Source organism: Streptomyces sp. NPDC094143, from assembly GCF_040303825.1.
Taxonomy (GTDB): Bacteria; Actinomycetota; Actinomycetes; order Streptomycetales; family Streptomycetaceae; genus Streptomyces.
This window is the reverse complement of the sequence record NZ_JBEOTZ010000053.1, coordinates 17398-31588: the sequence shown is the minus strand read 5'-3', so window position 1 is coordinate 31588 and position 14191 is coordinate 17398. Positions and strand designations below refer to the sequence as shown.

The window sequence follows — 14191 nt, the reverse complement described above, 5'->3', positions numbered from 1 at the left end:
TGCTGCTGGAGATGGCGTGGGAGACGTTCGAACGGGCCGGGATCGATCCGCGCGCGCTGCGCGGCAGCCGCACCGGTGTCTTCGCCGGCACCAACTACCAGGACTACACCTCCCGCCCGATCGCACCGGGCGACGAGGTCGGAGCCCACCTGGGCACCGGTAACTCCGCCAGTGTCATGTCGGGTCGGCTGTCGTACACCTTCGGCCTGGAGGGCCCGGCGGTCACCGTCGACACCGCCTGCTCGTCCTCCCTGGTGGCCCTGCACCTGGCCGCACGGTCGCTGCGGGCGGGGGAGTGCGACCTCGCCCTCGCGGGCGGTGTCACCGTGATGTCGACGCCCGGTCTGTTCGTGGACTTCAGCCGTCAGCAGGGGCTGGCGGCGGACGGGCGGTGCAAGGCGTTCGCGGACGCGGCGGACGGGACCGGGTTCTCCGAGGGCGGCGGTCTGCTGCTGGTGGAGCGGTTGTCGGACGCGCGCCGGCTGGGGCATCGCGTACTGGCGGTGGTGAAGGGCAGCGCGGTCAACCAGGACGGCGCGTCCAACGGTCTGAGCGCGCCGAACGGCCCCTCTCAGCAGCGGGTGATCCGGGCCGCGCTCGCGGACGCCGGGCTGTCGGCCGCCGAGGTGGACGCGGTGGAGGCGCACGGCACGGGCACGCGGCTGGGTGACCCGATCGAGGCGCAGGCCCTGCTCGCCACCTACGGCCGCGAACGTCAACGGCCCCTGTGGCTGGGCTCGGTGAAGTCCAACGTCGGTCACACGCAGGCGGGTGCCGGTGTGGCGGGCGTGATGAAGATGGTGCTGGCGATGGAGCACGGTGTGCTGCCGGCGACGCTGCACGTGGACGCGCCGTCCTCGCACGTGGACTGGGAGCAGGGCGCGGTCGAGCTGCTGACCGAGGCACGGGAGTGGTCCGTGCCCGGGGACCGGCCGCGGCGTGCGGGTGTGTCGTCGTTCGGGATCAGCGGCACCAACGCGCACGTCGTCCTCGAAGCCGCCCCCGAACAGCCCGCCCCCCAACAGCACGCCGCCGACACGGACGGGAAGCCGTCCGGTGACGTCCCCTGGGTCGTCAGCGGCCGCGACCCGCGGGCCCTGCGCGACCAGGCCCGCCGCCTGCTCGACCACGTGCGCGCGCACCCCGGCGTGGCCCCGGCCGACACCGCCCTCGCCCTGGCCACAACCCGCACCGCCTTCCCCCACCGTGCCGTCCTCGTCGGTGCGGGCCTGGACGACCTCACCGCCCAGCTCCGGGCCCTCGCCGACGGCACCCCGCTGCCGGCCACCGTCACCGGAACCGCCCGCACCGGCGGACGCACCGCCTTCCTGTTCACCGGACAGGGCGCCCAGCGCCCCGGCATGGGCCGTGAACTGCACGCCGCCTTCCCGGTGTTCGCCGACGCCTTCGACGCCGTGTGCGCACGCGTCCCCGGCCTGCGTGAGGCCGTGTACGGGGACGACGCCGACCTCGTGCACCGCACCGAGTACGCCCAGCCCGCCCTCTTCGCCTTCGAGGTCGCGCTGTTCCGGCTGCTGGAGTCGCTCGGCGTACGCCCCGACGTGCTCGCGGGCCACTCCATCGGCGAGATCGCCGCGGCCCACGTGGCCGGCGTGTTCTCCCTCGACGACGCCTGCGCCCTGGTGGCCGCCCGCGGACGCCTGATGCAGGCCCTCCCGCCGGGCGGCGCGATGGCCGCCGTGCGGGCCACCGAGGCCGAGGTGGCGCCACTGCTGGCCGGACGGGAGGACGAGATCGGCGTCGCCGCCCTCAACGGGCCCGACGACACCGTCGTCTCCGGCACCGAGGACGCCGTGACGGAGGTCTGCGCGCACTTCGCCCGGCTGGGCCGGCGCGCCACCCGGCTGCGGGTCGGCCACGCCTTCCACTCGCCCCTGATGGAGCCGGTGCTCGAGGAGTTCCGGGCCGTCGTCACCGGACTCTCCTACGCCGAGCCGGCCCTGCCCGTCGTGTCGACCGTGACCGGCTCGGCCGCGGAACCCGGCCTGCTCACCGACCCCGAGTACTGGGTACGGCACGTCAGGCGGCCGGTCCGGTTCCACGACGCCCTGCTGCGCCTGCGCGACCTCGGAACGCGCCGCTTCCTGGAGGTGGGCCCCGACAGCCGGCTCACCGCCCTCGCCGAGGCGGCCCTCACCGAGGCTGAGCCCGAGGCCGCGCCGGACGCGGTGTTCACCGCCGCCGTCCTGCGCGACCAGCCCGAACGACGCCGGCTGCTCACCGCGGTCGCCACCCTCTTCGCCCACGGCACCGACCCCGACTGGGCGGCGCTGCTGCCCGGCGCCCGGCCCGTGCCCCTGCCCACGTACGCCTTCCAGCGGCAGCGCTACTGGCTGCCCACCGTGCCGGCCGGCGCGGTCGCCGGAGCCGGCGGAGCCGACCCCGCCGGTCACCCGTTCCTCGACGCCGAGATCACCCGGGCGGGCTCGCAGGAGCTGCTGTTCACCGGGCGGCTGTCCACGCGCACCCAGCCCTGGCTCGCCGACCACGCCGTCCTCGGGCAGGTCATCCTGCCCGCCACCGGCTTCCTCGACCTCGCCGTACACGTCGGCGACCGGGCCGGCTGCGGCCACCTGAGCGAACTCACCCTGCTCAGCCCGCTCGCCGTACCGGAGCGGGGAGCCGTCCCCGTCCAGGTCACCGTCGACGCCCCCGACGAGTCCGGGCGCCGCTCCTTCGGCATCTGGTCGCGGCCCGCCGGGGACGGGACGGACTGGCGCCCCCACGCCCGGGGCGTCCTCGCCCCGCAGGTACCCTCCCCGCCGACGGGCGACCTGGCCGCCTGGCCGCCGCCCGGCGCCGCCGTCGTCTCCGACGCGGACCCCTACGCCGCCTTCGCCGCGGCCGGTTTCGACTACGGGCCCGGCTTCCGCGGGCTGCGCACGGTGTGGCAGCGCGGCGAGGAGGTCTTCGCCGAGGTCGAACTGCCCGAGCCGTACCGGGAGGACGCCGCCCGCCACGGCCTGCACCCCGCGCTCCTGGACGCCGCCGTCCAGGCGCTCCTGGTGCGGCGCCCGGGAGTACCGGCGGACGAACCCGCCGCGCCCATGCTGCCGTTCGCCTGGACCGGGCTCACCCTGCACGCCACCGGCGCCACCGCGCTGCGGGTGCGGCTGGCCCCCGCCGGGCACGACCACGGCTACTCCGTCCTCGTCACCGACACCACCGGGCAGCCGGTCGCCACCGCCGACGCGATCACCCTGCGCGCGGTGAGCCCCGCCGAGGGCCCGGACCGGCCCGGACTGCTGCGCCTGGACTGGCGGGAGACCCTGCCGCTGCCGGCCGCGCCGCGCGCGGAGTCGGTGCGTTGGATCGTCCTCGGCACCGGTGACGACCGCGTCGCCGCCGCCCTCGACGGGGCCGGCGTGCACCTGGAGACCTACGCCGATATGGAGGCCCTGGCCAAGGCGGTCGACACCGGCATGACCATGCCCGAACTGGTCCTGGTGGCCCCCGAACCTAGCCGCCCCGACGGCCACGCGGCACCCGACGCGGTACGGGGCCTGCTGACCCGGGTGCACGAGCTGATGTGCGGCTGGCTGGCCGACGACCGGTTCGCCGACTCCCGGCTGGTCCTCGTCACCCGCGCCGCCGTCACCGCCGGCCCGGTCACCGCGTCTCCCGGAGCTGCCCTGCCGGACGTCGCCGGCGCCGCCCTGTGGGGACTGGTGCGCTCCGCGCAGGCCGAGCACCCCGGACGGTTCCAGCTGCTGGACCTGCCCGGCGAGCCCACGGACGCCGACGACCGGGCGCTGCTCGCCGCGGTCGCCGCCGGCCACCCGCACGGCGCCGTCCGCGACGGACGCCTCCTGCACCCCGACGTCGCCCCCGCCGCCACCGGCGCCACCCCGCCCGGCCTGGCCGCCGGAACCGTCCTGGTCACCGGCGCCACCGGCACCCTCGGCCGGGCCGTCGCCCGGCACCTGGTCACCCGGCACGGCGTGCGCTCCCTGCTGCTGGCCGGCCGCCGCGGCCCCGCCGCCGACGGCGCGGACACCCTGGTCGCCGAACTGACCGCACTGGGAGCCAGGGTCCGGCTGGAGGCCTGCGACGTCGCCGACCGTGCCGACGTCACCCGCCTGCTGAGCCGGCTGCCCGACGACGCGCCGCTCACGGGGGTCGTCCACGCGGCCGGCGTCACCGACGACGCCGTGCTCACCGCCCTCGACTCCGGCCGTCTGGACACCGTGCTGCGGCCCAAGGCGGACGGCGCCCGGCACCTGCACGACGCCACCGCGCACCTCGGCCCGACGGCGTTCGTGCTGTTCTCCTCCGCGGCCGGCACCTTCGGCGCGCCCGGCCAGGCCAACTACGCGGCCGCGAACGCCTTCCTCGACGGGCTCGCCGCCCACCGGCACGCCCTCGGGCTGCCCGCCGTCTCCGTCGCCTGGGGACTGTGGGACGGCGACAGCGGCATGACCTCCCGTCTGTCCGCCACCGACCGCGGCCGGCTGGCCCGCGGCGGACTGCGCCCGCTGGCCACCGACGAGGCCCTCGCCCTGCTGGACGACGCGCTGACCGCCACGGACCCCGCGGTGATCGCCGTACGCACCGGCTCGGGCACCGCGGGAGTACGCGCGCTGCTCCGGCCCGCGCCCACCGCCCCGGCCCGCCGCACCGTCGAGGCCGGGTCCACCGGCGGACCGGCCACCTCGCGCCTGCTCGCCGGCACCACGCCCGAGGAGGGCCGCGCCCGCCTGCTCGGACTGGTCCGCGACCTGGCCGCCACCGTGCTGGGCCATCCCTCGGCCGACGCGGTCGAACCCGACCGCCTCTTCACCGAGCAGGGCTTCGACTCCCTGACGGTGGTGGAACTGCGCAACCACCTCGCCTCGGCGACCGGTCTCACCCTGCCCCCCACCCTGCTGTTCGACCACGCCACCCCCGAGGCGCTCGCCGCCCACCTGCACCAGCGCCTCGACGCGGAGCCGCAGCAGGCAGCCGCACCCGCCGGCGGCCCGGCTCCGGCCGGCCCGCCGGTCCGCGCCGGGGACACGATCGGCGGCCTGTTCAAGGCGGCCTGCCTGGACGGCCGGGTGGACGACGGCTTCACGCTGCTCCAGGCGGCGGCCGGACTGCGCCCCACCTTCACCGCCCCGGCCGACCTGCCGTCCGTCCCGGAGGCCATCCGCCTGTCGGCCGGCGACGCCGCCGCACCCCTGGTGTGCTTCAGCTCCTACGTCGCCCTCGCCGGCGTCCACCAGTACGCCCGGTTCGCCTCCCGCTTCCGCGGCAGGCGCGACGTGTGGGCGCTGCCCACCCAGGGTTTCGGCGCCGGGGAGCCGCTGCCCGCCACCTTCGACGCGGTGGCCGACCTGCACGCCGACGCCGTGCACCGCACCGTCGGCGACACCCCTGCGGTCCTGCTCGGCTCCTCCTCCGGCGGCGTGTTGGCCCTGTCCGCGGCCAGGCGCCTGCAGGAGCGCGGCGCGGCACCGGCCGCCGTCGTCCTGCTGGACACCTACATGCCGCGGGCCGACTCGCCGTTCCTGCGCTTCTCCCAGCAGATGCTGAGCGGCATGTTCGAACGGGAGTCGATGTTCGCGCACATGGACACCGACCGGCTGACCGCCATGAGCTGGTACGTGGCGCTCATCGGCGAATGGGAGCCGGGCCCGCTCGACTGCCCGGTCCTGCTGGTGCGTTCCAGCGAACCGCCGGTGCCCCCGGCTCCCGGGGAGGAGCTGCCCGCGCACGAGTGGCAGACGTCCTGGGACCGGGCCCACACCGTGCTCGATGTCCCCGGAAACCACTTCACCATGATGGAGGCGCACGCCCGCTCCACCGCCGACGCCACCGACGGCTGGCTGACCGGCCTCGGCGCCTGACGCGGGTCCGAGGACACAGCGCAAGGGCCCGCCCCCTCATCCGGGGGGGCGGGCCCTTGCGTCGTGCCGCGCGGTCACTCGGCCCAGTGCGGCACCTCCGTGACCGTGACCACGGCCGCGCTGCACAGCCAGCCGGGACCCTGGGACACCAGCAGCACGTGGTCGCCGGGGGACACCGCCCGGGTGCGGACCAGGTGCTCCAGCGTGATGAACACGTCCGCGCCGCCCACGTGCCCCACCGCCCGGCCGAAGTCCCAGCTGCACCGGTCCATCGTCAGCCCCAGCGGCATCATGATCGAGTACTCGATCATCCGGCCGTCCATGTTGATGGGGACGACCTTCGCCAGGTCCGAGGCGTTGATCCCGGCGTCCACCAGGGAACGCTGGATGATGTCCAGGTCGAACAGGGTCAGCTTCTCCATCGTCTCCGACAGCGGCATCTCGCGTTCGGTGAACCGCTGCGCCCGCTCGGCCATGTCGGACATCGACCCGGCGCCCTCGCGCAGCACCAGCGGACCGTCACCGCGGTGCCACTTCTCCAGCTCGTGCAGCACTCCGGAGTTCAGCGACCGCACCTCGGCGAACCCGCCCTCGTCGCTGACCAGCGCCGCCGCCGCGCCGTCCCCGAGGATGTACGCCTGCCCGAAGCCCCGCCAGCGGTCCATGGTGGGGGAGGAGAAGTTCTCACCCGTCGTCAGCAGCACCGACCCCGCCTCGGCGGCCCCGGTGAGCTTGCCGATCGCCACCTCCAGCGCGCTGAGCATGCCGTCGCAGCCCTGCTGGAGGAAGAGCGCGGGCAGCCGGCCCAGCCCCAGCTCCCGCAGGATGTAGCCGGGCGGGTACGCGCCTTCGGGCGCCTGGTAGTGGACCGCGCTGTGGATGTGCGCCCCCAGGTCCTCCGGGTCGATCCTGGAGCGGTCCAGCGCGATCCGCGCCGCCGACACCGCCAGGTCCATCGCCGGTACGTCCCCCGCGACATGCGCCCCGGTCAGGCCGTTCGCGGCCTGGATCTCCGCGTCCAGCCGGCCCTCGGCCACCGCCTGCTCGGCACTGGCCCAGGCGGGCAGCACCACGCCCAGCGACTCGACGTACACGTTCTCGACACGCATCTCTTCCTCCTCCTGGCCGGCCTGTCGGGCCGGCCTCCATGGGCGGCGTCGAACACGGCACCGGGCGGCAGCGCACCCCCTCGGTGCCCTGCCGCCCGGCGTCGGCCCGCCTCAGCCGGCGAGCAGTTCCTCCCGCAGATGACGGGCCAGTCCCGCCGGTGTCGCGAAGTCGAAGACCACCGACGCCGGCAGCGACAGCCCGGTCGCCGACTCCAGTGCGTTGCGCGCGGTCAGCGCGGTCAGCGAGTCGAAGCCCAGATCGCGGATCTCCTGGTCGGCGGGCACCTGTCCGGCGCCCGCGCGGCCCAGCGCGTCCGCGAAGTGCCCGCGCACCAGACGCAGCAGGATCTCCTCCTGCTCGGCGCCCGTGAGCGCGGCCAGGCGGTGCCGCAGCCCGCCGGGGTCGGCGACCGCGTCGCGCGCGGGCCGCCGCACCGTGCCCGGTGCGAGGCCGCGCAGCAGCGCGGCGCTCGCCGTGAGGGGCGCGACGGTACGCGGGCGCGGTATCCCGGGCCGCTCGGCGGTGAGCGCCGGCCGTCCGGCGCCGACGGCCGCGGCGAACAGGTCGGCGGCCTCCTCCGGCGGTCCGGCCGGGCCGCGCACCGACACGGCCGCCACCCCCGCCTCCCGCAGCCGGCGGGCGCAGACGTCGAACACCGCCGCGACCGCCGCGTCCGCGGGCCCCGCCTCGCGCGGGCCGGGCGTGGCGAACACCACGGACGTCACCGTGGCGGCGGGTGCCGAGCGGACCAGCTCCAGTGCCGGGTCCACGACGGGGCGCAGCGCGGCGTCCACGTCGGCGTCCCGCTCGGCCCGTACGGAAGCGGCGAACACCACGGTCGCGGGGCCGGCGTCGAGCAGCGCCCGGACGGATCCGGCCGGGTCGCCGGGCTCCCACGGCACCGGATCGCCGGCCCCGGTGGCCGCTGGCATCCGGTCGGCCGCGTTCTTCGCGTACGGGCCCGCCAGCAGCGGCCGGCGCCCGGGCCACACGGCCGGCAGGAACGCCGCCGGACCCGCCTCCTCGCCCGCGGCGAACAGCGCGACCCGCCCGGCCGGGGGTCCGTCGGGAACCGCCACCGGCAGCCGGGCCGCTCGCGGCCGACGGACCTCGCCGCCGCGCAGCGCGAGCCGGGGCTCGCCCGAGGCGACCGCGGCCTCCACCCGCCGCCAGGAGCGTTTGACGGCGTCGGTCTCGATCAGCGCGAACCGGCCCGGCGCCCGGTCCTGGACCGCACCGACCAGACCCCACACCGCGGCGGCCGCAGGGTCCGGCGGCACGCCGTCCTCCCGGGCGGCGAGGGCGCCGCGGGTCAGCACGACGAGACGGCTGTGCGCGAAGCGGGGACCGGCCCAGTGCCGCACCCAGCCCAGCGCCTCGTCGACGGCCGCGCGCACCGCGTCGGCACACGACAGTCCCTCCGCCGTTCCGGCCTGCGACACGACCACCACGTCCGGCACCGGGGCGCCCTCCTCCACCGAGGACAGCAGCTCCGGCAGACCGGGCTGGATCTCGCAGTAGCGGCCGGCCGACATCAGCCCCGAGCGGGCCCCCAGCGCGTCCGCGCCGACGACCGTCCAGCGTTCCTGCCGCGGCGCCGTGCGGGGCAGGTCGAAGACGTCCCACACCTCCTCGAACAGGCCGTCCTGCTGGGCCGCGGACGCCGCCCGGACGGTACGGCGGGCCGACGGCGCGAACGTCACCGAGCGCGCCGTCAGCACCGGGTCCCCGGCACCGTCCGAGGCGTCCACCGCCCAGGTCCCGTCCGCCGCGGCCCGCAGCCGCACCCGCAGCACCGACGCGTCCACCGCGTACAGGGACACCTCGCGCCAGGACACCGCGGCCAACGGTTCCGGTGACCTCCCGACCGCGGTCGCGAACGCCGCCTCCAGCAGCGCCGGGTGCACATCGAACCCGTCCCGTGCCGCGGTCCAGTCCGGCAGCGACACCTCCACGAACACCTCGTCGTCCCGCCGCCACACCGTGCCCGGCACCCGGCCGTCCGGCTCGGCGTCACCGGCGCTGTCGCGGCGGGCGCCCTGCGGGGGCCACACGGCCACCGGATCGTCCGGCTCCGGCAGGGCACCGGGCGCCACCGCGCCCGTGGCGTGCCGGGCCCACGGGCGGCCCGCGGCGCCGTGCGCGTCCCGCCGTCCGTGCACCTCCACGCGCCGCACACCGGCACCGTCCGCCGCGCCCACGGTCACCCGCAGCTGCACACCGTCCTCGCGGGGCACCACCAGTGGCTCGTCGGCCGAGAGCTCGACCACGAGCGCGCAGCCGGCCCGGCCCGCCGCGTACAGCACCAGCTCCAGCAGCACGGATCCGGCCAGGACGGTGCCGCCGTCGGTCCGCCGCAGCAGCGAGGGGTCGGTCCCGGCGGCCGTGAGACGTCCCGTGAACACCAGTTCCTGCCGGTCGGGCAGCTCGACGCAAGCGGTCAGCAACGGGTGACCGGTGTCGTCCAGCCCCAGGTCGGCGGCGCCGGTGTACCGGCGGGCCGACTCCGTGGCCTGCCGGTTCCGGCGCCACAGCAACCGGCCCGCCGCACCGGCCAGTTCCTTGCGGATGACCTTGCCGGCCGGGTTGCGCGGCACCTCGGCGATCTCGTGGATCTCCTCCGGCAGCTTGAACGCCGACAGCCGCTCCCGGCACACGGCCAGCACGGCGTCGACGTCGATCCCGTTCGGGCCCGGCACCAGGTAGGCCGCGGGGACCTCGCCGAGCGACTCGTGCGGGACGCCCGCCACGGCCGCGTCGGCCACCCCGGGGGCCGCGGCGAGCGCCTGCTCCACCTCGCGCGGGTGGATGTTCTCCCCGCCGCGGATGATGAGCTCCTTGAGCCGGCCCGTGATCGTCACATAGCCGTCGGCGTCCTGCCGGGCCAGGTCACCGGTGCGGTACCAGCCGTCCGACAGGACGGCGGCGGTCTCCTCCGGCTGCCGGTGGTAGCCCAGCATCAGGGCGGGGCTGGAGACCCAGATCTCCCCCTCGGAGCCCGGTTCGACCTCCGCGCGGGTGCGCGGATCGGTCAGCCGCAGCGTCAGCCCGGGCAGCGGCACCCCGCACGAACCCGGCACGTACGGCCCGCCGGGCAGGTTGGTCGTGATGGCGCCGCCGGTCTCGGTGGAACCGTAGCTGTCCAGCAGTCCGATGCCGAAGGCGGCCCGGAACTCCTCGTGCAGGGACCGCGGGCAGGAGGAGCCCGCCACCATGCACACCCGCAGCCGCGGCACCTCCACGGCACCGGAGCGGGCCAGCTCCACCATGTGGTGGAACAGCGTCGGCACGCCCACCAGGAAGGTGGCGTCCTCCTCCCGCGCCCTGAGCAGCACCTCCTCGGCCGCCAGCGCGTCGGTGATGCGGGCGCTCGCGCCGACGGCGACCACACCGAGCACGCAGATGTTGTGCGCCACCGCGTGGAAGAGGGGCATCGGCCACACGACGCGGTCCTGCGGCGACAGCCCCAGCAGCGGGGCGTTGCACGCCGCCGTCGCCCACAGGGAGCCGCGCTGCGTGGAGACGACGCCCTTGGGGCGTCCGGTCGTGCCGGAGGTGTACAGCATCCAGGCCGGCTCGTCCAGGCCCAGGTCGTCGCGGGGCGGATCGCGCAGCGACCAGGTCGACGCCAGGACCTCCCACTGCGGCAGCGTCTCGTCGCGGGCCTCGGCGAACCCCGGCTCGGGAACGTCACCGACCAGGATCACGACGACGTCCGGCCGGTCCGCGAGGACCCGGCGCACCTGCGGCAGCTGCGCCGCACCCGTGATGACCACCCGGGCCGCGCAGTCCGCCAGCAGATGGGCCAGTTCGGGGTCGGTCGACTGCGGGTTCAGCGGCACCCCCACGCCGGCGGCGCGGGTGACGGCGAGATAGCTCTCCACCGTCTCCACCCGGTTCGGCAGGTAGATCACCGCCGACTCGCCGCGGCCCAGCCCCAAACCCACCAGGTGTCCGGCGACCCGCGCCGTGCGCCGGTCCAGTTCGGCCCAGGTGACCGAGCGGCGGCCGTCCTTGAAGGCGACGCGGTCCGGCTGCCGGGCCGCGTGCCCGGCGAGCAGTTCGTGCACCGGCCGGATCAGATCCGCCCGGAACGTGGCGTCCGTCATCAGGCCGTCCCCCTCAGGCACCGGCCGCACGGTAGCGGCGTACCGCCAGCGTCCGGCACACCACGGCGATGACCACCGACCAGGTCACCGAGACCAGCACCGGATGCTGCGCGGGCCAGGACCCGGTGGCGGCCAGCCCCGGGTTGCCGAACAGCTCACGGGCCGCCTGCACCGTCGCGCTCAGCGGATTCCACTCGGCGGCCCAGCGCAGCACCGTCGGCAGCGTGGACGGCGCCACGAACGCGTTGGACAGGAACGTCAGCGGGAACAGCCACAGGAAGTTGCTGGTCGCCGCCGCCTCCGGGGCGCGCACCGACAGACCGACGACGACGCCCACCCACGACAGCGCGTACCCCATGAGCAGCAGCAGCGCGAAGGCCGCGACCGCCCGGAGCACACCGTGGTGGATCCGCCAGCCGACCAGCAGCGCGCAGAGGATCATCACCACGATGACGATCACGTTCTGCACCAGGTCCGCGACCGTGCGCCCGGTCAGCAGCGCGCCGCGCGCCATCGGCAGCGACCGGAACCGGTCCACCATGCCGCTCTGCACGTCGGTGGCCATGCTGACGCTGCTGTTGCTGGCCGTGGCGAACGCGATGGTCTGGGCGAAGAAGCCCGGCATCATGAACTCCCGGTAGGCCGCCGGGCCCTCCGCGCCGGGCAGTCCGAAGGAGCCGGCGAACAGGTAGGCGAAGAGCAGCACGAACACCACGGGCTGCACCAGGCTGAGGATCAGCACCTCGGGGATCCGCACCATGCGGAGCACGTTGCGCCGGGTCACCACCAGGACGTCGCGTACGGCCTTGGCGGCCGTACCGGGCTTCAGTTCGGGTACGGCGGGTGCCGCTGCCGACACGTTCATCACTCCTTCTCGCTCGGCGTGCCGACGCCCACCGCGGCCCGCCCGGTGCCTCGGGACACGTTCTCGGTCAGGGCCATGAAGACCTCGTCCAGGGTGGGGCGGCGCAGCCCGATGTCGGTGATCTCGATGCCCTCGGCGTCCAGCGCGGTGACCACCTCCGCCAGCAGCCGCACCCCGCCCTCGGCCGGCGCGGACACCGTGGCCCGCGGCCGGTCGACGTCCGGGGTGCGGTCGGCGAGCCGGGCCAGCAGCCGTGCGGCGGCGTCGAGTTGCTCGGACCAGGACACGACCAGCTCGATGCGCCGGCCGCCGGCCTGGGCCTTGAGGTCGTGGGGGGTTCCCCGGGCGATGATCCGCCCGTGGTCGACCACCGCGAGGTCCTGGGCGAGCCGGTCGGCCTCCTCCAGGTACTGGGTGGTGAGCAGCAGCGTGGTGCCCTGCCGCACCAAATCCTCGATGGCGTCCCACAGCAGCAGCCGGCTCGTCGGGTCCAGCCCGACCGACGGCTCGTCGAGGAACATCACCGAGGGCCGCACCACCAGCGCGCACGCCAGGTCCAGGCGGCGCCGCATGCCGCCGGAGTAGGTGCTCGACACCCGGTCGGCGGCGCCGGCCAGGTCGAACCGGTCGAGCAGTTCGTCGGCGCGCCGCCGGGCCGAGCGGGAGCGCAGACCGTACAGCTCGCCGATCATGCGGAGGTTCTCGCGGCCGGTGAGCCGGTCGTCGACGGCGGCGAACTGGCCCGACAGGCCGATCGCGAGCCGCACCGAGTCCGGGTCGCGGACCACGTCGTGACCGGCCACGGTCGCGGTGCCCGCGTCGGGGCGCAGCAGCGTGGTGAGCAGACGCACCATGGTGGTCTTGCCCGCTCCGTTGGGGCCCAGGAGCCCCAGCACGCTGCCTTCCGGTACGTCCAGGTCGACTCCGTCGACGGCCCGGACATCGCCGAAGGTCTTCACCAGACCCGTGGCGTGAATGGCGCCCGCCATGGGCTTCTCCGTCCTTGTGCGCAGGGGTGGGGGTGGGGGAGCCCGGTCGTCAGGTGGCGGCGATCAGCTTCAGTTCCGGGTGGGCGGTCCCGCCCTCGATGGCCGTGGAGGACACGTGCGAGACGATGCGCTCGTCGACGGGGTCGTTCGCCGGGTCGTCGTGCACGACGAGGTGCTCGTAGGTCGTGGAGCGCTGCGCCGGCACCCGTCCCGTGGCGCGGATCAGGTTGATCAGCTCCATCAGGTTGGAGCGGTGCTTGGCTCCGGCGGAGGAGACGACGTTCTCCTCGAGCATGACCGAGCCGAGGTCGTCCGCGCCGTAGTGCAGCGAGAGCTGGCCGACCTCCTTGCCGGTGGTCAGCCAGGAGCCCTGGATGTGGGCCACGTTGTCGAGGAACAGGCGGGCGACGGCGATCATCCGCAGGTACTCGAACAGGGTGGCCTGGGTGCGGCCCTTGAGGTGGTTGTTCTCGGGCTGGTAGGTGTACGGGATGAACGCGCGGAAGCCGCCCGTGCGGTCCTGCACGTCCCGGATCATCCGCAGGTGCTCGATCCGCTCGGCGTTGGTCTCACCGGTGCCCATCAGCATCGTGGACGTGGACTCCATGCCGAGGTTGTGCGCGATCTCCATGATCTCCAGCCAGCGCTCGCCGGACTCCTTCAGCGGAGCGATCGCCTTGCGCGGGCGCTCCGGGAGGAGTTCGGCGCCGGCGCCGGCGAAGGAGTCGAGCCCGGCCGCGTGGATCCGGGTGATCGCCTCCTCGACGCCCACGCCCGAGATCCGCGCCATGTGCTCGACCTCGGAGGCGCCCAGGCTGTGGATGACGAGCTGCGGGAACTCCTTCTTGATGGCGGCGAAGTGCTTCTCGTAGTACTCGACGCCGTAGTCCGGGTGGTGGCCGCCCTGGAACATGATCTGCGTGCCGCCGAGCTCGACGGTCTCCGCGCAGCGGCGCAGGATGTCGTCGAGGTCGCGGGTCCAGCCCTTGGCGGTGTCCTTCGGGGCGGCGTAGAAGGCGCAGAACCGGCAGGCCGTGACGCAGACGTTCGTGTAGTTGATGTTCCGCTCGATGATGTACGTCGCGATGTGCTCGGTGCCGGCGTACCGGCGGCGGCGCACGGCGTCGGCGGCGGCGCCCAGCGCGTGCAGCGGGGCGTCGCGGTAGAGGTCGAGGGCCTCTTCGGGGGTGATCCGCCCACCGGCGGCAGCACGGTCGAGGACGGACTGGAGGGGATGGTGCGGAGGTCGGGACACGGTGCCGGCCTTTC

At 75.3% G+C, this 14191-nt stretch carries 6 protein-coding genes; 1 reads left to right on the top strand and 5 read right to left on the bottom strand.

The annotated features are described in order from the left end of the window. Positions 1 to 5849, top strand: a 5849-nt coding sequence (locus tag ABTZ58_RS36445; RefSeq protein ID WP_502996189.1) for a type I polyketide synthase, incomplete at its 5' end; no start/stop codon positions are given. A 74-nt stretch (positions 5850 to 5923) separates the two neighbouring features. On the opposite strand, the gene ABTZ58_RS36440 is transcribed toward ABTZ58_RS36445, so the two are convergent. The 5 genes from ABTZ58_RS36440 to mqnC form a co-directional block, all read right to left on the bottom strand. Continuing rightward, a complete protein-coding gene (locus ABTZ58_RS36440) occupies positions 5924 to 6958 on the bottom strand; it encodes a ketoacyl-ACP synthase III family protein (protein WP_351366624.1) in 1035 nt (344 codons plus the stop codon). A gap of 111 nt (positions 6959 to 7069) precedes the next feature. After that, complete coding sequence (locus tag ABTZ58_RS36435) at positions 7070 to 11089, bottom strand: AMP-binding protein (protein ID WP_351366621.1); 4020 nt, start codon at positions 11087 to 11089, stop codon at positions 7070 to 7072. After that, positions 11082 to 11933 carry an ABC transporter permease gene (locus ABTZ58_RS36430; RefSeq protein WP_351366618.1) on the bottom strand — a complete coding sequence of 284 codons (852 nt, stop codon included), beginning with the start codon at positions 11931 to 11933 and terminating at the stop codon, positions 11082 to 11084. The genes ABTZ58_RS36435 and ABTZ58_RS36430 overlap by 8 nt, the downstream gene beginning before the upstream one ends. Next, a complete protein-coding gene (locus ABTZ58_RS36425; protein ID WP_351366615.1) occupies positions 11933 to 12922 on the bottom strand; it encodes an ATP-binding cassette domain-containing protein in 990 nt (329 codons plus the stop codon). The genes ABTZ58_RS36430 and ABTZ58_RS36425 overlap by 1 nt, the downstream gene beginning before the upstream one ends. Before the next feature lie 49 nt (positions 12923 to 12971). Further along, a complete protein-coding gene (gene mqnC, locus ABTZ58_RS36420; RefSeq protein ID WP_351366612.1) occupies positions 12972 to 14177 on the bottom strand; it encodes a cyclic dehypoxanthinyl futalosine synthase in 1206 nt (401 codons plus the stop codon). Positions 14178 to 14191: the final 14 nt, after the last annotated feature.

Coding starts and splice junctions, on each gene's coding strand:
- ABTZ58_RS36440 (WP_351366624.1), bottom strand. CDS start 6,958: ATGCGTGTCGAGAACGTGTACGTCGAGTCGCTGGGCGTGGTGCTGCCC.
- ABTZ58_RS36430 (WP_351366618.1), bottom strand. CDS start 11,933: ATGAACGTGTCGGCAGCGGCACCCGCCGTACCCGAACTGAAGCCCGGT.
- ABTZ58_RS36425 (WP_351366615.1), bottom strand. CDS start 12,922: ATGGCGGGCGCCATTCACGCCACGGGTCTGGTGAAGACCTTCGGCGAT.